The following is a 17,725-nucleotide window of genomic DNA, read 5'->3' as shown; positions in this document are numbered from 1 at the left end:
CGTTGTCAGGGGGACCGCACCACCCACCTCACAGCGAGGCCCCCTTGTCCGAATTCTCTGTTCCCGCCTCACCCGCATCGCGAGGAGATTCCGTGGCCACCGACGCGCCGCCGCCCGAAGCCGGGGCGGACCAACGCCCCGCCCAGCCCAGCACCGAGGCGTTCGCCGCGGTGCAGGAGAGCGCGGAATTCGGCGAACTCCGCCGCGCCCACCGCTCGTTCGCCTTCCCCCTGACCATCGCCTTCATCGCCTGGTACCTCCTGTACGTGATGCTGTCCAACTACGCGGACGGTTTCATGGCCACCAAGGTCATCGGCAACATCAACGTGGCCTTCGTCTTCGGCCTCGCCCAGTTCCTCACCACCTTCCTCATCGCCTGGTTCTACTCGCGGCACGCCGCGGCGAAGCTTGACCCCAAGGCCGAGGCCATCAAGTCCCGCATGGAGGCCGGAGCATGAGCCCCGCATTCGTCCCCCTCGCCGCGGCCTCCTCGACCACCGAGCACCGGCCGCTGATCATCACCCTGTTCGCGGTGTTCGTCGCCGCGACCCTCGCCATCACCGTCTGGGCCGGGCGCCAGACCAAGAACGCGTCCGACTTCTACGCGGGCGGCCGCCAGTTCACCGCCTTCCAGAACGGCCTCGCGGTCTCCGGCGACTACATGTCCGCCGCGTCCTTCCTCGGCATCGCCGGAGCCATCGCGCTCTTCGGGTACGACGGCTTCCTGTACTCCATCGGCTTCCTGGTCGCCTGGCTGGTGGCGCTGCTCCTGGTCGCCGAGCCGCTGCGCAACTCGGGCCGCTACACGATGGGCGACGTCCTCGCCTACCGGATGCGCCAGCGGCCGGTCCGCACCGCCGCGGGCGCCTCCACCATCGTCGTGTCGATCTTCTACCTGCTCGCACAGATGGCGGGCGCGGGCGTGCTGGTCTCGCTGCTGCTCGGCATCACCACCGACGCGGGCAAGATCCTCATCGTCGCCCTCGTCGGCGTCCTGATGATCGTGTACGTCACCATCGGCGGCATGAAGGGCACCACCTGGGTCCAGATGGTCAAGGCCGTACTGCTCATCGCGGGCGCGATCCTGATGACCTTCCTGGTGCTGCTCAAGTTCCACTTCAACATCTCCGACCTGCTCGGCACGGCCGCGGAGAAGAGCGGCAAGGGCTCCAAGTTCCTTGAGCCCGGCCTGAAGTACGGCGCCAACGGCACCTCGAAGCTGGACTTCATCTCGCTCGGCATCGCCCTGGTCCTCGGCACCGCGGGCCTGCCGCACATCCTGATCCGCTTCTACACGGTGCCCACCGCCAAGGCCGCGCGTAAGTCGGTGAACTGGGCGATCGGCATCATCGGCGCCTTCTACCTGATGACGATCGCGCTCGGCTTCGGCGCCGCCGCCCTCGTGGGCCCGGCCGCGATCAAGGCCCAGAACCCGGCGGGCAACACGGCCGCCCCGCAGCTCGCCGAGTACCTCGGCGGCGGCGTCGGCACCACCGGCGGCGCGACCCTGCTCGCCGTGATCTCGGCGGTCGCCTTCGCGACCATCCTCGCCGTCGTGGCCGGGCTCACCCTCGCCTCGTCCTCGTCCTTCGCGCACGACATCTACGCCAACGTCATCCGCAAGGGAAAGGCGACCGAGAAGGAGGAGATGGGCGCGGCCCGCTGGGCCACCGTCTTCATCGGGGCGATCGCGATCGTCCTGGGCGCCTTCGCACGCGACATGAACGTGGCGGGCCTGGTCGCGCTCGCCTTTGCCGTCGCTGCCTCCGCAAACCTGCCGACCATCCTCTACAGCCTGTTCTGGAAGCGCTTCACCACCCAGGGCGCGCTGTGGTCGATCTACGGCGGCCTGTTCAGCTCGGTGTTCCTGGTGCTGTTCTCGCCCGTCGTGTCCGGCAACCCGAAGACGTCGATGTTCAAGGGCGTCGACTTCCACTGGTTCCCGCTGGAGAACCCGGGCCTGATCTCGATCCCGCTCGGCTTCCTGCTCGGCTGGATCGGTTCGCTGCTCTCCAAGGAGGAGCCCGATACGGGCAAGTACGCCGAGCTGGAGGTCAAGTCCCTCACGGGCATCGGCGCCCACTGACGTACATCCGCACGGCGGATGGCCGAGGCCGTGTCGTAGAGTCCTACGACACGGCCTCGCCGCACCTCGTGACAATCGGCCCCCATCCGTTGTCGGACGTCTCGCGTAGGCTCGGTGTATATACCGCCGAATCGATTTCGAGACAGCGTTCCGAGACAGGGGAGGGGGCCCACAGTGCTCATCGACACCTACGGCCGTGTGGCCACTGACCTGCGTGTTTCACTCACAGACCGATGCAATCTGCGGTGTACGTACTGTATGCCGGAAGAGGGTCTGCAGTGGCTCGCCAAGCCCGATCTGCTGACCGACGACGAGATCGTCCGGCTGATCCGCATCGCCGTCACCGACCTCGGAGTGACCGAGGTCCGCTTCACCGGCGGTGAGCCGCTGCTGAGGCCCGGCCTGGTCGGGATAGTCGAGCGCTGCGCCGCCCTGGAGCCGCGCCCCCAGATGTCGATCACCACCAACGGCATCGGCCTCAAGCGCACCGCCGCCGCCCTGAAGTCGGCCGGTCTCGACCGCGTCAACGTCTCCCTGGACACCCTGCGTCCCGACGTCTTCAAGACGCTGACCCGCCGCGACCGGCACAAGGACGTCATCGAGGGCATGGAGGCCGCCCGCGCGGCGGGCCTCACCCCGGTCAAGGTCAACGCCGTCCTGATGCCCGGTCTCAATGACGACGAGGCCCCCGACCTGCTCGCCTGGGCCGTCGAGCACGACTACGAGCTCCGCTTCATCGAGCAGATGCCGCTGGACGCGCAGCACGGCTGGAAGCGCGACGGCATGATCACCGCCGGCGACATCCTGGAATCGCTGCGTACACGCTTCACGCTCACCCCCGAAGGGGACGAGGAGCGGGGCTCCGCGCCCGCCGAGCGCTGGGTGGTGGACGGCGGCCGGCACACCGTGGGCGTCATCGCCTCGGTGACCCGCCCGTTCTGCCGGGCCTGCGACCGGACCCGCCTCACCGCCGACGGCCAGGTGCGCACCTGCCTGTTCGCCCGCGAGGAGTCCGACCTGCGCGCCGCGCTGCGCTCGGGCGCTCCCGACGAGGAGATCGCCCGGCTCTGGAAGCTGGCCATGTGGGGAAAGAAGGCCGGATCCGGTCTGGACGACCCCTCGTTCCTGCAGCCCGACCGCCCGATGTCAGCGATCGGCGGCTGAGCCGGCCGACTCCCACTCGGCGAGCGTCACCACATCCTTCAAGAAGCCCCGTACGCCCAGGAATTGGGAGAGGGGCTCGCGGTGCTCCGCACAGGCGAGCCACGTCTTGCGGCGCTCCGGCGTGTGGACCTTCGGGTTGTTCCAGGCGAGCACCCAGACGGCGTCGGCACGGCAGCCCTTGGCGGAACAGATGGGGGTCTCGTCACTCGTCTTGTCACTCACAGAGACATTGTGCGTCATCCGGGCCCGTACAAAAGGGCGACGCCGAGCAGCCACGGGGGGAGCTGCCCGGCGTCGGTCCGTCGCTCCGACGGGGGATGCGGAGCGCCTACGAAGTATGGCATGGGGCACCCGGTGTCGGGCACCGGAACTTCATGATTGATCTGAGCTTTTCCTGAGGTTCGCAGACGGTGACGGATCAAGCCGGTCCGTGTGACCGGGGCTCGTGGTCACTGCCTGTGGGTTCCGCAGCGGATTCCGCGGAGCCGCCCGCCGGGGCCGCGCCGAGGGCCGGCCGGCTCGGCGCGGGGATGAATGTCGAGGGCAGCGAAGTGACGTTCTCCCGGCCCGCGTTGGCGAACACCACGGCCACATAAGGCAGCAGCGCACCGAGCACCAGCGTCACGATGGCGACAGGACGCTCGACGTTCCACAGCACTGCCGTCAGAACCACCGAAACGGTACGGATCGACATCGAGATCACATAGCGGCGCTGCCGCCCCCGGACGTCCTCGGCGAGCCCCGTGCGCGCCCCGGTGATCCGGAAGACCTGACCGCTGTTCTGCTTCCGCATCACGTTCCACCGCCTGAGTTCCGCCGCGGGCTCTCCCCCGGCCCGTACTGCTATCACCGTACGCCGGGGGTCCGCCGGGTTCGAGACCGGGGCGGCTCCAACCTGCGCGGATGCCGCAGTACTGACCACGTATGGAGGTGTCCGACATGCGCCGTACGGAGTACGGGCTGACACTGGCTGGACCTGCTCACGTCGAGCCGCACTAGGAGGCAGCCATGGGCTGGTTGTGGGCCATCATCGTCGGATTCGTGCTCGGCATCATCGCCAAGGCGATCATTCCCGGCAAACAGCACAGTCCGCTCTGGCTGACCACCATCTTCGGCATCATCGGCGGCGTGGTCGGCAACTCGGTCGCTCGGGCGATCGGGATCGCCGAGACCAAGGGCATCGACTGGGGCCGGCACGGGCTCCAGATCGCGGCCGCGGTCGTCATCGTCTTCCTGGGCGACATGCTGTACATGGCGCTGCGCGGCAGCAAAGAGAGAGCCTGACGGCGCGCGGAAGGGGGCGGTCCCGTGAGGGGAACCGCCCCCTTCCGTCCGTTCGTACCCGTCAGGCGCCGGTGACCTCGATCGCCGCCAGGTTCTTCTTGCCCCGGCGCAGCACCAGCCAGCGCCCGTGCAGGAGTTCCCCGGCCGTGGCCACCGCGTCCTCGGCGGTCACCTTCACGTTGTTCACGTAGGCGCCGCCCTCCTTCACGGTGCGGCGGGCGGCCGACTTGCTCGCCACGAGGCCCACCTCGGCGAACAGGTCGGTGACCAGGCCGAGTTCGGACACCTTGGCGTGCGGCAGCTCGGCCAGCGCGGCGGCCAGCGTCGCCTCGTCCAGCTCCGCCAGCTCGCCCTGGCCGAACAGCGCCTTGGACGCGGCGATCACGGCCGCGCACTGCTCGGCGCCGTGCACCAGCGTGGTCAGCTCCTCGGCCAGCGCCCGCTGCGCGGTACGCGCCTGCGGCCGCTCCTCGGTGAGCTTCTCGATCTCCTCCAGCTCCTCGCGGGACTTGAAGGAGAGGATGCGCAGGTAGGTCGAGATGTCCCGGTCGTCCACGTTCAGCCAGAACTGGTAGAACGCGTACGGGGTGGTCATCTCCGGGTCGAGCCAGACGGCCCCGCCCTCGGTCTTGCCGAACTTGGTGCCGTCCGACTTGACCATCAGCGGCGTCGCCAGGCAGTGCACCTCGGCGTCCGGCTCCAGGCGGTGGATCAGGTCGAGCCCGGCCGTGAGGTTGCCCCACTGGTCGCTGCCGCCCTGCTGGAGGGTGCAGCCGTACCGCCGGTACAGCTCCAGGAAGTCCATGCCCTGGAGCAGCTGGTAGCTGAACTCCGTGTAGCTGATGCCCTGTTCGGACTCCAGCCGACGGGCGACCGAGTCCTTGGTGAGCATCTTGTTGACCCGGAAGTGCTTGCCGATGTCCCGCAGGAACTCGATCGCGGACAGGCCCGCGGTCCAGTCCAGGTTGTTGACCATCACGGCCGCGTTCTCGCCCTCGAAGGACAGGAACGGCTCGATCTGGCCACGCAGCCGGTTCACCCAGTTCGCGACCGTCTCCGGGTCGTTCAGGGTGCGCTCGGCGGTCGGCCGCGGGTCGCCGATCTGGCCCGTGGCGCCGCCCACGAGCGCCAGCGGCCGGTGCCCGGCCTGCTGGAGCCGGCGGACGGTGAGCACCTGCACCAGGTGGCCGACGTGCAGGCTGGCCGCGGTCGGGTCGAAGCCGCAATAGAACGTGACGGGACCGTCCGCGAGAGCCTTGCGCAATGCGTCCTCGTCGGTGGACAGCGAGAACAGCCCGCGCCACTTCAGCTCGTCGACGATGTCCGTCACGGTTCTACGTCTCCTTGGATCCAGGGTCGATGGGTCAACCCAGTCTATGGGCGTCACACGCCCTGGCTGACCGAGCTCATGTTGAAGTCGGGAATGCGCAGCGCGGGCATCGCCGCCCGGGTGAAGTAGTCGCTCCACTCCCTGGGCAGCGTCTTCCCGGTGCGCCCGGCCTCGGTGGCCCGCGACAGCAGGTCCACCGGCGACTCGTTGAACCGGAAGTTGTTCACCTCGCCGACCACCTCGCCGTTCTCCACGAGGTAGACGCCGTCCCGGGTCAGACCGGTGAGCAGCAGCGTCGCCGGGTCCACCTCGCGGATGTACCACAGGCAGGTCACCAGGAGGCCCCGCTCGGTGGCGGCGACCATCTCGTCCAGGGAGCGCTCGCCGCCCCCGTCCAGAATCAGGTTCCCGGGCGAGGGCGCGACCGGCAGACCGGTGAGCTGCGCGCTGTGCCGGGTGGTGACCAGGTGCTCCAGGCGGCCCTCCCGCATCCAGTCGGTCGCGGTGACCGGCAGCCCGTTGTCGAACACCGACTCCGCGTCGCCCGAGGCGTGCGCCACCATGAACGGCGCGTACTCCAGGCCCGGCTCGTTCGGGTCGCTGCGCAGCGACAGCGGCAGCGGGCAGAGGGTCTCGCCGATGCGGGTGCCGCCGCCCTGCCGGGAGAAGACGGTGCGGCCCTCGGCGGCGTCGCGGGCCGCCGCCGACCAGATCTGGTAGATCAGCAGATCGGCCACGGCGGAGGGCGGCAGCAGCGTCTCGTACCGCCCGGCGGGCAGCTCGACGCGGCGCTCGGCCCAGCCGAGCCGGCGGGCGAGCTCCTCGTCGAGGGCGCCCGGGTCGACGTCCTTGAAGTCCGCGGTGGCGCGCCCGGCCCAGGCCGAGCGGGTGCGGTCGGGCGATTTGGCGTTCAGCTCCAGGGTGCCGTTGGGCTGGTCGTGGCGGAGCCGCAGGCCGGTGGACGTACCGAGGTAGGTGGAGGTCAGCTCGTGGCTGGCGAAGCCGTACAGCTCGCGCTCGCCGGCTCTGGCGCGGGCGAAGGCCTCGCCGAGCGCGGGCGCGAAGTCGGCGAACACGGCCGAGCTGGTCTCGGCCGGGGCGTCGGTGAAGTCCGGCGCCACCGGCACCCCGCCGACCAGCGGCTGCGCGTCCTCGGCGGGCCCGGCGCCGCGCGCCGCCGCCTCCGCCGCGCGGACCAGCGGCTCCAGGTCGGCCGCGGTGACGGCCGACCGCGACACGACGCCGGACGCGGTGCCCTCGGCGCCGTCCACGGTCGCGATCACGGTCAGGGTCCGCCCGCGCGTGACGCCGTTGGTGGTCAGCGCGTTGCCGGCCCAGCGCAGGTTCGCCGAGGAGTGCTCGTCGGCGATGACGACGCAGCCGTCGGCGGTGGACAGTTCCAGGGCCCGCTCGACGATCTCGTGCGGCTTGACGGTCGTACGGGAGCTCATCGCCCGGCCTCCTGCGTGGTGTTGAGACTGTGCTGTCCCGGGGGACGACCCCCGGACCCCCAGCCGGGGGCGCTGCGGTGGGATCCGCGATTCATCGACCCGCCTCCTGCGTGGTGTTGAGGATGTTGACGCCGCGGAACAGCGCGGAGGGGCAGCCGTGGGAGACCGCCGCCACCTGGCCCGGCTGGGCCTTGCCGCAGTTGAAGGCGCCGCCCAGGACGTAGGTCTGGGGGCCGCCGACCTTCTCCATGGAGCCCCAGAAGTCGGTGGTCGTCGCCTGGTAGGCGACGTCGCGGAGCTGGCCGGCGAGCCGGCCGTTCTCGATCCGGAAGAAGCGCTGGCCGGTGAACTGGAAGTTGTAGCGCTGCATGTCGATCGACCAGGACCGGTCGCCGACCACGTAGATGCCGCGCTCCACCCCGCCGATCAGGTCCTCGGTGGAGAGCCCGCCCGGGTCCGGCTGGAGCGAGACGTTGGCCATCCGCTGGACCGGCACATGCCCGGGGGAGTCCGCATACGCGCAGCCGTTGGAGCGGCCGAGCCCCGTCAACTTCGCGATGCGGCGGTCGAGTTGGTACCCGACGAGCGTCCCGTCCTTCACCAGGTCCCAGGACTGGGCCTCGACGCCCTCGTCGTCGTAGCCGACCGTCGCGAGCCCGTGCTCGGCGGTCCGGTCGCCGGTCACGTTCATCACCTGCGAGCCGTACGTCAGCTTGCCCAGCTGGTCGAAGGTGGCGAACGAGGTCCCCGCGTACGCCGCCTCGTAGCCGAGCGCCCGGTCCAGTTCGGTGGCGTGGCCGATCGACTCGTGGATGGTCAGCCACAGGTTGGACGGGTCCACGACCAGGTCGTAGCGACCGGCCTCGACGCTCGGCGCCCGCATCTTCTCGGCCAGAAGCGAAGGGATCTCTTCCAGTTCGGCGTCCCAGTCCCAGCCGGTGCCGGTCAGGTACTCCCAGCCGCGCCCGGCCGGCGGCGCGATCGTCCGCATCGAGTCGAACTCACCGGTCGTGCGGTCCACCGCGATCGCGGTGAGCTGCGGGTGCAGCCGCACCCGCTGCTGGGTCGTCACCGTGCCCGCCGTGTCCGCGTAGAACTTGTTCTCGTGCACGGTGAGCAGCGAGGCGTCCACGTGCTCGACCCCGTCGGCGCCGAGCAGTCGCGAGCTCCACTCGGCGAGCAGCGCGCTCTTGTCCTCGTCCGGCACCGAGAAGGGATCGATCTCGTACGAGGAGACCCAGGTCTTCTCGGAGTGCACCGGCTCGGCCGCCAGCTCGACCCGCTCCTTGGACCCCGCCGCCGCGATGACCTGCGCGGACAGCTGGGCCATGGCCACCGCCTGGGAGGCGACCTTGGCCGCCGCGTCCATCGTCAGATCGACCCCGGAGGCGAACCCCCAGGCCCCGCCGTGCACCACCCGGACCGCATAGCCGAGGTCGGTGGTGTCGGAGGATCCGGCGGGCCGGGCGTCGCGCAGCCGCCAGGCCGCGCTGCGCACCCGCTCGAACCGGAAGTCGGCGTGGTCGGAGCCGAGGGCGCGGGCGCGGGCGAGCGCCGCGTCGGCGAGGGCCCGCAGCGGCAGCGCAGTGAAGGCTTCGTCGATGGAATGGGTCCCAGATGGCACAGTTGTCTCCCTGTCGTATGAGACCGGACGCCCCGATCATGTCGCGTCGGCGGGCCCGGTGACTACGGCTTTCTGTAGAGACCCGACAGCGCTCGTTCTGCGCCACTGTCAGGGCTCGATTCCCCGTAAGTCGGGCGGTACCGATAGTTTGCGGGGAGTACGAAACCGCCTATCGAAAGGGTGATCCGTTGAGCCGCTCGGTTCTCGTCACCGGAGGTAACCGGGGCATCGGCCTCGCCATCGCCCGCGCATTCGCCGAGAACGGCGACAAGGTAGCGATCACGTACCGCTCCGGAGAGCCGCCGGCCGCCCTGGCGGAATTGGGGTGCCTCGCCGTCAAGTGCGACATCACCGACGCCGAACAGGTGGAGCAGGCGTACAAGGAGGTCGAGGACGCGCACGGCCCCGTCGAGGTGCTCGTCGCCAACGCCGGCGTCACCAAGGACCAGCTCCTGATGCGGATGTCGGAGGAGGACTTCACCTCCGTCCTCGACACCAACCTCACCGGCACCTTCCGCGTGGTCAAGCGCGCCAACCGCGGCATGCTGCGCGCCAAGAAGGGCCGCGTCGTGCTGATTTCCTCGGTCGTCGGGCTGCTCGGCTCGGCGGGCCAGGCCAACTACGCCGCCTCCAAGGCGGGCCTGGTCGGCTTCGCCCGGTCGCTCGCACGCGAGCTCGGCTCCCGCAACATCACTTTCAACGTCGTCGCGCCCGGTTTCGTCGACACCGACATGACCAAGGTGCTCACCGAGGAGCAGCGCAAGGGCATCGTGTCCCAGGTGCCGCTGGGCCGCTACGCGCAGCCCGAGGAGATCGCCGCCGCGGTGAAGTTCCTCGCCTCCGACGACGCCTCGTACATCACTGGAGCCGTCATCCCGGTTGACGGCGGATTGGGCATGGGTCACTGATCACCATGAGCGGAATTCTTGAGGGCAAGCGCGTCCTGATCACCGGTGTGCTGATGGAGTCCTCCATCGCCTTCCACGCCGCGAAGCTGGCTCAGGAGCAGGGCGCCGAGGTCATCCTGACTGCCTTCCCGCGGCCGACCCTGACCGAGCGCATCGCCAGGAAGCTTCCCAAGCCCGCCAAGGTCATCGAGCTGGACGTGACCAACCAGGAGCACCTGGACCGCCTCGCGGGCCTGGTCAAGGACGAGCTCGGCGGTCTGGACGGCATCGTCCACTCGATCGGCTTCGCCCCGCAGGACGCCCTCGGCGGCAACTTCCTGAACACCCCGTTCGAGTCGGTCGCCACCGCCATGCACGTCTCGGCGTTCTCGCTGAAGTCGCTGACGATGGCGCTGCGCGAGCTGCTCACCCCGGGCAGCTCGGTCGTCGGCCTCACCTTCGACGCGCAGTACGCCTGGCCGCAGTACGACTGGATGGGCCCGGCCAAGGCCGCCCTGGAGGCGACCTCCCGCTACATGGCCCGTGACCTGGGCAAGGACGACATCCGCTGCAACCTGATCTCGGCGGGTCCGATCGGCTCCATGGCCGCGAAGTCCATCCCGGGCTTCTCGGAGCTCGCGGACGTGTGGAACCACCGCTCGCCGATGGAGTGGAACATGGCCGACCCCGAGCCGGCCGGCAAGGGCATCGTCGCGCTGCTCTCGGACTGGTTCCCGAAGACGACGGGTGAGATCATCCACGTCGACGGCGGACTGCACGCCGTGGGTGCCTGACCCCCCGACGCACATCTGCGGCCGCTCACCGGACTCTTCCGGTGGGCGGCCGCCGTGCGTGGACCGCGACTTCCCCGCAGACTGATCGAGACGGACATGTCGGGCAGTCGGCCGGGGAGGAGGTGGGGGTGTGCGCCCCTGGTGCGTCGGGCAGCGCCGGGCCCTGGCCCTGCTGTTCCTGCTGCTCGCGGCGGCCGCCGGACTCGCCGCCCCCTCCGTGGTGCGGGCCGCGGGCGCGCCCCCCGCCGAGCCCGCCCCGGCGCCGCCCGAGCCCTTCGGTGCCGCCTGCCAGACCTCCGTACAGGGTTCGCATGTGACGGTGTACTGCCACAACCCCTATCCGGACGCCGACCGGGTGCGGCTGCACATCCACTGCGCGCTGTGGTGGGACCTCGACGCGGACTCGGCGCCCGTGGAGGTGGGCCCCGGGCAGACCCACAGGCTCACCGACCGCTGCTGGAAGGACGTCCGCGAGGTCTGGGTGACGCACGAGAAGGCCCCCTGATCGCGGCTCAGCGTCCTTCGAGCCGGTCCGGCAGGCAGATGAAGGCGTGGGCGGCGGCCTCCGTGGCGGCCGTCTCCGCGTCACCGGAGCGGATCGCGTCGACCATCCGGCCGTGGTCCATGTGGCTCTCCGGCGTCATGTCGAGCCCCACGTCATCGCGCAGCCAGTCGCGCAGCAGATGCCCGAGATCCGCGTACAGCTCGGTCAGTACGTCATTGTGCGAGGCGGCCACGACCGCCAGGTGCAGCGTGGCGTCGGCCGCGACGAAGGCCTCCCGGTCGCCGGAGGCCCAGGCCTCCTCGCGCCGCTCCAGCAGCGTGTCCAACTGCTTGAGCTCCCGCTCGGTACGCCGCTGCGCGGCCAGCCGGGCCGCCGACGACTCCAGCGTGGAGCGCAGCTCGGCCACATGGCGCGGGTCGGCGTCGACGAACCGGCGGTGCATCACCCCGGCCAGCTCGCTGGTCGCGATGACGTACGTGCCGGAGCCCTGCCGGATGTCGAGCAGGCCGTTGTGCGCGAGGGCGCGGACCGCCTCGCGGACCGTGTTGCGCGCCACCCCGAGCTGTTCGACCAGCTCCGGCTCGGTCGGGATGCGCGCGCCGAGCGGCCACTCGCCCGAGGTGATCTGGTTCCGCAACTGCGCGATCACCTGGTCGGCGAGGGCGGACCGCCGGGGAGAGCTCAGGGTCATGGTGCTCCAGTGCGAGAAGGGGGGGACGAAGGGGCGGGAAGGGCTGAGAAGCGTACGGGACGACGCGGGACGGTTGCGAGAAGAGGGGCCGCGCACGATTGGACAACCAATCATCCCATGATTCTATGATGGCACCATGCCCGACGAAGAGACCACCACGCTGAGCCCCGCGCCCACCGTCCGCGCCGAGTCCCCGCACCCGCCCGCCGGTGCGAGCCGGGTGCCCTCGTGGACGCGCTGGCTCGTACCGCTCGCGCTGGTGCTCGCCGCCGTCAACCTGCGCCCCGCGATCACCAGCCTCGGCTCGCTGATGAAGGAGGTCACCGGCGGACTGCACATGAGCGGCGGCATCGCCGGTGTGCTGACCTCCGTACCGGCGTTCTGCTTCGCCCTGTTCGGCATCATGGCGCCGCGGCTCGCCCGCCGCTTCGGCCCCGGCGCGGTCGTCCTCGCCGGCATGGCCGCGATCACCGTCGGACTGCTCCTGCGCTCCCTCGCGGGCGGCACCGTCACCTTCCTCGCGGCCAGCGCGCTCGCCCTGATGGGCATAGCGCTGAGCAACGTCCTGATGCCGGTGATCGTCAAGCGGTACTTCCCCGACCGGGTCGGCTCGATGACCGGGCTCTACTCGATGGCGCTCGCCGCGGGCACCTCGCTCGCCGCGGTCACCACCGTGCCCATCACCGATGCGCTGGGCGGCAGTTGGCGCCAGGGCCTCGGCATCTGGGCGCTGCTCGCCGTCGTCGCCTTCGCGGTCTGGATCCCGCTGGCGCGCGACCGCTCCGGGAGCGCTGGCCCGGCCCCGAGCGCCCGCGCGGAGGCGGCACCCGCGCTGCGCATCACCCGCAGCGGCACGGCCTGGGCGCTGGCCTGCTTCTTCGGACTCCAGGCGACCGGCGCCTACATCACCATGGGCTGGATGCCGACGATCTTCCGCGACGCGGGCGTGTCGGCCGGCACCGCGGGCCTGCTGCTCTCCATCACCATGGTCATGGGCGTGCCGCTCGGCTTCGTCATTCCGTGGCTGGTCAACCGGCTGCGCAGCCAGGGTCCCATCGTCGTCGCGCTCGGCACCTGCGGCCTGGCCGGCTACGCCGGGCTCTACCTCGCGCCGGCCGCCGGCGCCTGGGTCTGGGCGCTGCTCCTCGGCATCTCCAACTGCGCCTTCCCGCTGGCCCTCACGATGATCAGCAAGCGCTCGCGGACCGGCGCGGGAGTGGTGCGGCTCTCCGCCTTCGCGCAGTGCGTCGGCTATCTGCTCTCCATCCCGGGCCCCCTCCTGGTCGGTGTCCTGCACGACCGCAGCGGCGGCTGGGACCTGCCCATCGCGCTGATGGCGGCGCTGATGGTGCCCCAGATCGCGGTCGGCGTGCTGGCCGGACGCGACCGTACGATCGAGGACGAAGCCGGGGTCCGGCGATAGCGGGCGAAACCGGGATGCGACACTGACCGCATGCCAGTGCTCGAACCGAATCCGCAGAACAGCCAGAAGAAGCTCCTTCTCGTGCTCGGCGCGATGCTCGCCGTCACGGTCGTCGTCGCGATCATCGCGACGATCGCCTCCCCCTGACCGAGCCCCCGAGGGGTCGAGGTGGTGCTGGCCCCACCATCCCCTAGGGGGCCAGGGTCAGGGTCGAGTGGGTGGGTCGCCGGATGGGACCGGGCCCGCCGGATCCGTAGGTTTGAGGGACCACGACGAACGCCCCGTTCGTACGCGGAACTCGTACCCGGAACCACACGGAGGCGGTCATGCCGGCCCACACGCACCCCAGGTCCTCCCACCCGGCCGCCGGTGGCGTCGACTTCCGGCTGCCGTGGTGGGGATTCGTGCTGCCCGCGATCGCGTTCGGAGTGCTCCTCGCGCTCATCATCGGTTCGGGCGACACCCAGGCCGTGTCCGCCGACGGCACCCTCGCCCACCTCGTCGACCGCATCCAGCAGACCCTGTCCCACTAGCCACGAACCTCCTTTATCACGCCGGTGGGGCAGCCCTTCGACACCCTGCGCCCGCCGCCGCCATTCATGCGAAGCTTTGATGCATGAGCGTCGATACACCCCGCAGGATCGTCCTCCTCCGGCACGCGAAAGCCGACTGGCCCCAGGTGTCCGACCACGACCGGCCGCTCGCCGACCGGGGGCGGACGGACGCCCCTGTCGCCGGCCGCCGGCTGGCCGCATCCGGCATCCCCTTCGACCTTGCCCTCTGCTCCAGCGCGGCAAGGACCCGCGAGACCTGGAAGCTGGCCGTCCAGGAACTGCCGCACCGCCCCCGGACGGTGTACGAGGAGCGGCTGTACGAGGCCTCGCTCGGCGAACTGATCGCGGTGCTCAACGAGACCCCCGACGACGTCGCCAACCTGCTGCTCATCGGGCACAACCCCGGGATGCACGCCCTGGCCGACGCGCTCGCGGGGGAGGCGGAGGGCGATGTGCTGCCGCGGATGAACCGCAGCGGCTTCCCGACCTCCGCCTTCGCCGTGCTCACCTTCAACGGCTCCTGGAAGTCGGTGGAGCACGGCGTCGGCAAGCTCGTGGACTTCTGGGCCCCGCACGACTGACTCGCAGGCGTGACGATGAGGAAGGCCCGGCGCACACCGTGCACCGGGCCTTCCCCCGCATCCGTACGCCGTTTGGGCCTCAGTCGATGAGGCCGTCGGCCGCCTCGACCTCTTCGCGGGTGATGCCGAGCAGATACAGCACGGTGTCGAGGAAGGGTACGTTCACCGCGGTGTGCGCGGCCTCCCGCACCACCGGCTTGGCGTTGAAGGCGACGCCGAGACCGGCCGCGTTCAGCATGTCGAGGTCGTTGGCGCCGTCGCCGATCGCCACCGTCTGGGCCAGCGGCACCCCGGCCTCGGCGGCGAACTCCCGCAGCAGCCGCGCCTTGCCGGCCCGGTCCACGATCTCGCCGGTGACCCGCCCGGTGAACCTGCCGTCCTTGATCTCCAGGGTGTTGGCGGAGGCGAAGTCGAGCCCGAGCTGGTCCTTGAGGCCGTCGGTGACCTGGGTGAACCCGCCCGATACGACGCCGACTTGATAGCCGAGCGCCTTGAGCGTGCGGATCAGGGTGCGGGCGCCCGGAGTGAGCCGGACCTCGGACCGCACCTTGTCCACCACCGAGGCGTCCAGGCCCTTGAGCAGCGCCACCCGGGCGTGCAGCGACTGCTCGAAGTCGAGCTCGCCGCGCATCGCGGCGGCGGTGACCTCGGCGACCTCCTCCTCGCAGCCGGCGTGCGCGGCGAAGAGCTCGATCACCTCGTCCTGGATCAGCGTGGAGTCCACGTCCATCACGACGAGCCGCTGGGCCCGCCGGTGCAGCCCCGCCGAGACGACGGCCACGTCCACGCCGAGGGCGGCGGCCTCGGTCGCGAGCTCGGTGCGCAACGGCCCCGTCTCCACACCGGACACGGCGAACTCCACTGCCGTGACCGGGTACTTGGCGAGCCGGAAGATGCGGTCGATGTTGCCGCCGGTGGCGGTGATGCAGGCCGCTATGGCCGCCGTGGACTCGGCGGTGAGCGGATGCCCGAGCACGGTGACGTGCGAACGGCCGCTGCCGCGCGGCCTGTTGTCGCCGATGCCGGAGATGATCTCCGCCTGGAGCCGGAGCGAATCCGCCCAGCTGTGCACGGTGGCGCGCAGCTCGCCCGCGGAAGCCACGGTCGGCTCGGTGACGAGCGCGCACAGCACGAGGCGGCCACGGGAGACGACCTGCTCGATGTCCACGACATCGACGGAGTAGGCGGCGAGGGTGTCGAAGAGCCCGGCGGTGATGCCGGGGCGGTCCTTGCCGAAGATCTTGACGAGGAGGGTGGGTACGTCGGAGCTCTGACCGGCGTCGGAGGGCTGGCCGGCGGGGGGCAGGGGCGATGGCGTCATGGTGATCCCACCGTATCCGCCCGGCGCTCCGGCCCGGCACGCCGTCCCGGCCTGCGGACAGCGCCCCCTCGGACGGCCCCCTCACCCGGCCCGCGGGCCGCTCAGCGGCGGCCCCGCGGCGCTCCCGGCGGGGGCGGCGGGCCCTCGTACGGCGGCCGGCGCGGCCGGGGACGGGCCGGCGGGCGGTCCGGGAGGCCGGGCAGCGTGGGGGAGCCGTGCAGTCCGGGCGGCAGCTTCAGATACGGATTGGTGTCGGGGTTCGGCGGCCGGTAGGACGGCGCCGGGTGGTACGGGCCCGGTACCCCTGCCGTCTCCCCGCGCGGGCCCGGTACGTCGGCCGCCTCGCCCGTCTCGCCCGCGAGCGCCGCGGCCCGCCGCCCGGCCGCCCCCGACACCCGGGCGAGCAGCGCCCCCGCCGCCCCGGCCCCGGCGCCCCACGCCGCCCCGAGCGCCGACGCGAGCCCGGCGTTCCCGTGCAGCTCGATGCCCGCCCCGAACGCGTCGAAGCCCAGCACCGACAGGGAGGCGTTCGCGGAGATCCCGGTCAGCCACACCATCAGGGGCAGCGCGAGCGCGGTGGCCGCGGCGAGCGCCAGCGCGCAGCTCCCCGTGAACGCGCCGAGGGAGCGCCCGCGCACCGGCGTACGGGCCGCGGCGAGCACCCCCGCGTACAGCATGAGCACGGCCGTCGCGAGGGCCAACAGCCAGACCCGGTGGTCGAGTTGGGCGAGCCGCCCCAGGGTCAGCGACTGATCGGCCCCGAGCCCGAGGAGCTGGTCGAGCGGGTGCGGGAGCAGCTTGGCGAGCGTTCCGGTGGCGTGTCCGCTCCACGGCACGAAGAGGCCGAGCGGGATCGCGAGCCACACGCCGTTCGGGGCGCCGAGCAGGGCGGCGCCCGCGATCCGCCGCGGGTGGGCGTCGCCGATCGCCGCGTACGCCGCCGCCGCGAGCCCCGCCGCGACCGCCAGCAGTACCGCCGCGACCAGCGCCGACACGGCGGGCCGCACCACCCGGTGCAGCGCTTCCCAGCCGCGCGGGAGCGGGGTGCGGCGCGAGGCGAGCAGGGCGATCACGAGCACCCCGAGCACCCAGCACACCGCGCCCGCCAGCGAGCGGGCGGCATCGACGCTGAAGCCGACGTGTGCCTTGGCGTTCGCGAGGCCGGCGAGCCGGCCCGGCAGCAGCCCGCCGATGTCCCCGATCCCGCCGATGCCCGGCACCTTCACCTTGTCCAGGCCCAGCTGTCCGCCGTCGATCGTGATGAGGTCGTGACCGGCCCAGGCGAGTCCGCCGATGACGGCGACGAAGAGGACGGCCACCGCGGCCGCGCGCACCGCCAGCTCCCTACCCGTGATCCAGGTTCCGGCGGCCCGCAGCGAGCGGGGGAAGAACCAGGCGAGCAGGACCGCGCCCGCGAGCCCGACCCCCAGTGGCGCGAAATCGACGGTGGTGCTCGCCGCCGCGCCGCTCAGGCCGAACGCCGAGACGTCGCCGGACGGGGTGACCGAGCCCCCCGCCCCCAGCACCACCACGGCCGCCGTCATCGGACCGAGCGCCCCCGCCACGTCCGCCCCGAGCAGATGCAGACCGAGCGCCGCCGTCCCCGCCATCGCGACCAGTGCCCAGCTCACCGAGGCGATCGAGGCGAGGACGACATCGCCCCACCGGATCGCGCCCCGGCCCGTGTTGTCGCGCACGCCCATCAGGACCCCCCGATAAGAGTCGACTTGCCCCATTGATACGGAGAGGCCATGTTGATCCGCGTCCCAGGTCATTTATGGGCGGAGCGCATGATCCGTACGCACTCATGGGTGCTTACTACTCTCGGGGGGTGTTTGGCCCGCGTCAACGGGGGGCCGCCGGGGGCCTGTTGCAGGACCGCGACCGGACTGTATGCGGTCTGTGCACGTAATTCACAAGGCCCGGGTTTCGGATACGAGCTCGGGCCTGAAATAGTTCCCCCCGATGTTCACCATCCCTAGACTCCCTGTGTCGGGAGTCACAGGCCTCCGGTGCGGAGGTCTTTCGGG

19 protein-coding genes are annotated in these 17,725 nt (G+C 71.1%); 11 read left to right on the top strand and 8 right to left on the bottom strand.

Going from position 1 to position 17,725, the window contains the following annotated elements; translation table 11 throughout:
* Window positions 1-92 precede the first annotated feature (92 nt).
* The 3 genes from ACIQ8J_RS00170 (at window position 93) to moaA (ending at window position 3,250) form a co-directional block, all read left to right on the top strand.
* Window positions 93-458, top strand: a complete 366-nt coding sequence (locus tag ACIQ8J_RS00170) for a DUF485 domain-containing protein (RefSeq protein ID WP_403276433.1) — start codon at window positions 93-95, stop codon at window positions 456-458.
* Window positions 455-2,086, top strand: a complete 1,632-nt coding sequence (locus tag ACIQ8J_RS00165; RefSeq protein WP_403276430.1) for a cation acetate symporter — start codon at window positions 455-457, stop codon at window positions 2,084-2,086. Before ACIQ8J_RS00170 ends, ACIQ8J_RS00165 begins: the two co-directional genes overlap by 4 nt.
* Window positions 2,087-2,260: 174 nt before the next feature.
* Entirely contained in the window at window positions 2,261-3,250 is a 990-nt protein-coding gene (gene moaA / locus ACIQ8J_RS00160; RefSeq protein WP_403276427.1) for a GTP 3',8-cyclase MoaA, read from the top strand.
* Here the strand turns inward: moaA and ACIQ8J_RS00155 are convergent.
* Both ACIQ8J_RS00155 and ACIQ8J_RS00150 read right to left on the bottom strand, forming a co-directional pair.
* The gene (locus tag ACIQ8J_RS00155; RefSeq protein ID WP_403276424.1) at window positions 3,233-3,472 is read right to left on the bottom strand and encodes a hypothetical protein; all 240 of its coding nucleotides are present in this window, start codon (window positions 3,470-3,472) and stop codon (window positions 3,233-3,235) included. The two genes, moaA and ACIQ8J_RS00155, sit on opposite strands and share 18 nt — an antisense overlap.
* Window positions 3,473-3,668: 196 nt before the next feature.
* Window positions 3,669-4,043: a DUF3099 domain-containing protein gene (locus tag ACIQ8J_RS00150; protein WP_403276422.1), complete on the bottom strand. Its 375-nt coding sequence runs from the start codon at window positions 4,041-4,043 to the stop codon at window positions 3,669-3,671.
* A 215-nt stretch (window positions 4,044-4,258) separates the two neighbouring features.
* Between ACIQ8J_RS00150 and ACIQ8J_RS00145 the strand changes: the two genes are divergently transcribed.
* Window positions 4,259-4,534: a GlsB/YeaQ/YmgE family stress response membrane protein gene (locus tag ACIQ8J_RS00145; RefSeq protein WP_403276420.1), complete on the top strand. Its 276-nt coding sequence runs from the start codon at window positions 4,259-4,261 to the stop codon at window positions 4,532-4,534.
* Between the two features lie 61 nt (window positions 4,535-4,595).
* Here the strand turns inward: ACIQ8J_RS00145 and tyrS are convergent, their stop codons facing one another.
* The 3 genes from tyrS to ACIQ8J_RS00130 form a co-directional block, all read right to left on the bottom strand.
* Window positions 4,596-5,864, bottom strand: coding sequence for a tyrosine--tRNA ligase (gene tyrS / locus ACIQ8J_RS00140; RefSeq protein WP_403276417.1), 1,269 nt, complete (start codon window positions 5,862-5,864; stop codon window positions 4,596-4,598).
* A gap of 53 nt (window positions 5,865-5,917) precedes the next feature.
* Complete coding sequence (locus tag ACIQ8J_RS00135; RefSeq protein WP_403276415.1) at window positions 5,918-7,315, bottom strand: metallopeptidase TldD-related protein; 1,398 nt, start codon at window positions 7,313-7,315, stop codon at window positions 5,918-5,920.
* A gap of 91 nt (window positions 7,316-7,406) precedes the next feature.
* A complete protein-coding gene (locus ACIQ8J_RS00130) occupies window positions 7,407-8,918 on the bottom strand; it encodes a TldD/PmbA family protein (RefSeq protein ID WP_403276473.1) in 1,512 nt (503 codons plus the stop codon).
* A gap of 209 nt (window positions 8,919-9,127) precedes the next feature.
* Between ACIQ8J_RS00130 and fabG the strand changes: the two genes are divergently transcribed.
* From fabG to ACIQ8J_RS00115, 3 genes are all read left to right on the top strand, one after another.
* Window positions 9,128-9,847 carry a 3-oxoacyl-[acyl-carrier-protein] reductase gene (gene fabG, locus ACIQ8J_RS00125; protein ID WP_403276413.1) on the top strand — a complete coding sequence of 240 codons (720 nt, stop codon included), beginning with the start codon at window positions 9,128-9,130 and terminating at the stop codon, window positions 9,845-9,847.
* A gap of 5 nt (window positions 9,848-9,852) precedes the next feature.
* Window positions 9,853-10,620 (top strand): enoyl-ACP reductase FabI, encoded by a 768-nt coding sequence (fabI, locus tag ACIQ8J_RS00120; RefSeq protein WP_403276411.1) that lies wholly within the window; start codon window positions 9,853-9,855, stop codon window positions 10,618-10,620.
* Window positions 10,621-10,750: 130 nt separating this feature from the next.
* The gene (locus tag ACIQ8J_RS00115; protein ID WP_403276409.1) at window positions 10,751-11,125 is read left to right on the top strand and encodes a hypothetical protein; all 375 of its coding nucleotides are present in this window, start codon (window positions 10,751-10,753) and stop codon (window positions 11,123-11,125) included.
* 7 nt (window positions 11,126-11,132) lie between these two features.
* Here ACIQ8J_RS00115 and ACIQ8J_RS00110 read toward each other — a convergent pair whose 3' ends face one another.
* Window positions 11,133-11,816 carry a FadR/GntR family transcriptional regulator gene (locus tag ACIQ8J_RS00110; protein ID WP_403276406.1) on the bottom strand — a complete coding sequence of 228 codons (684 nt, stop codon included), beginning with the start codon at window positions 11,814-11,816 and terminating at the stop codon, window positions 11,133-11,135.
* A 136-nt stretch (window positions 11,817-11,952) separates the two neighbouring features.
* Between ACIQ8J_RS00110 and ACIQ8J_RS00105 the strand changes: the two genes are divergently transcribed.
* From ACIQ8J_RS00105 to ACIQ8J_RS00090, 4 genes are all read left to right on the top strand, one after another.
* On the top strand, window positions 11,953-13,239 hold the full coding sequence (locus tag ACIQ8J_RS00105) for a CynX/NimT family MFS transporter (protein ID WP_403276404.1): 1,287 nt from the start codon (window positions 11,953-11,955) through the stop codon (window positions 13,237-13,239).
* 30 nt (window positions 13,240-13,269) lie between these two features.
* Entirely contained in the window at window positions 13,270-13,386 is a 117-nt protein-coding gene (locus tag ACIQ8J_RS00100) for an SGM_5486 family transporter-associated protein (protein WP_399049359.1), read from the top strand.
* A gap of 179 nt (window positions 13,387-13,565) precedes the next feature.
* A complete protein-coding gene (locus ACIQ8J_RS00095) occupies window positions 13,566-13,772 on the top strand; it encodes a hypothetical protein (RefSeq protein WP_403276401.1) in 207 nt (68 codons plus the stop codon).
* 83 nt (window positions 13,773-13,855) lie between these two features.
* Window positions 13,856-14,374, top strand: a complete 519-nt coding sequence (locus ACIQ8J_RS00090) for a SixA phosphatase family protein (RefSeq protein WP_403276399.1) — start codon at window positions 13,856-13,858, stop codon at window positions 14,372-14,374.
* Between the two features lie 79 nt (window positions 14,375-14,453).
* Here the strand turns inward: ACIQ8J_RS00090 and serB are convergent, their stop codons facing one another.
* Together serB and ACIQ8J_RS00080 are read right to left on the bottom strand one after the other, a co-directional pair.
* Window positions 14,454-15,695, bottom strand: coding sequence for a phosphoserine phosphatase SerB (serB, locus tag ACIQ8J_RS00085; protein WP_403276397.1), 1,242 nt, complete (start codon window positions 15,693-15,695; stop codon window positions 14,454-14,456).
* Window positions 15,696-15,796: 101 nt separating this feature from the next.
* Window positions 15,797-17,398 (bottom strand): streptophobe family protein, encoded by a 1,602-nt coding sequence (locus ACIQ8J_RS00080; protein ID WP_403276395.1) that lies wholly within the window; start codon window positions 17,396-17,398, stop codon window positions 15,797-15,799.
* Window positions 17,399-17,725 lie beyond the last annotated feature (327 nt).

Source organism: Streptomyces sp. NPDC094147 (assembly GCF_044764265.1).
GTDB lineage: Bacteria > Actinomycetota > Actinomycetes > Streptomycetales > Streptomycetaceae > Streptomyces.
The sequence above is the reverse complement of the archived record's forward strand: the minus strand, read 5'-3'. Positions and strand labels throughout refer to the sequence as shown.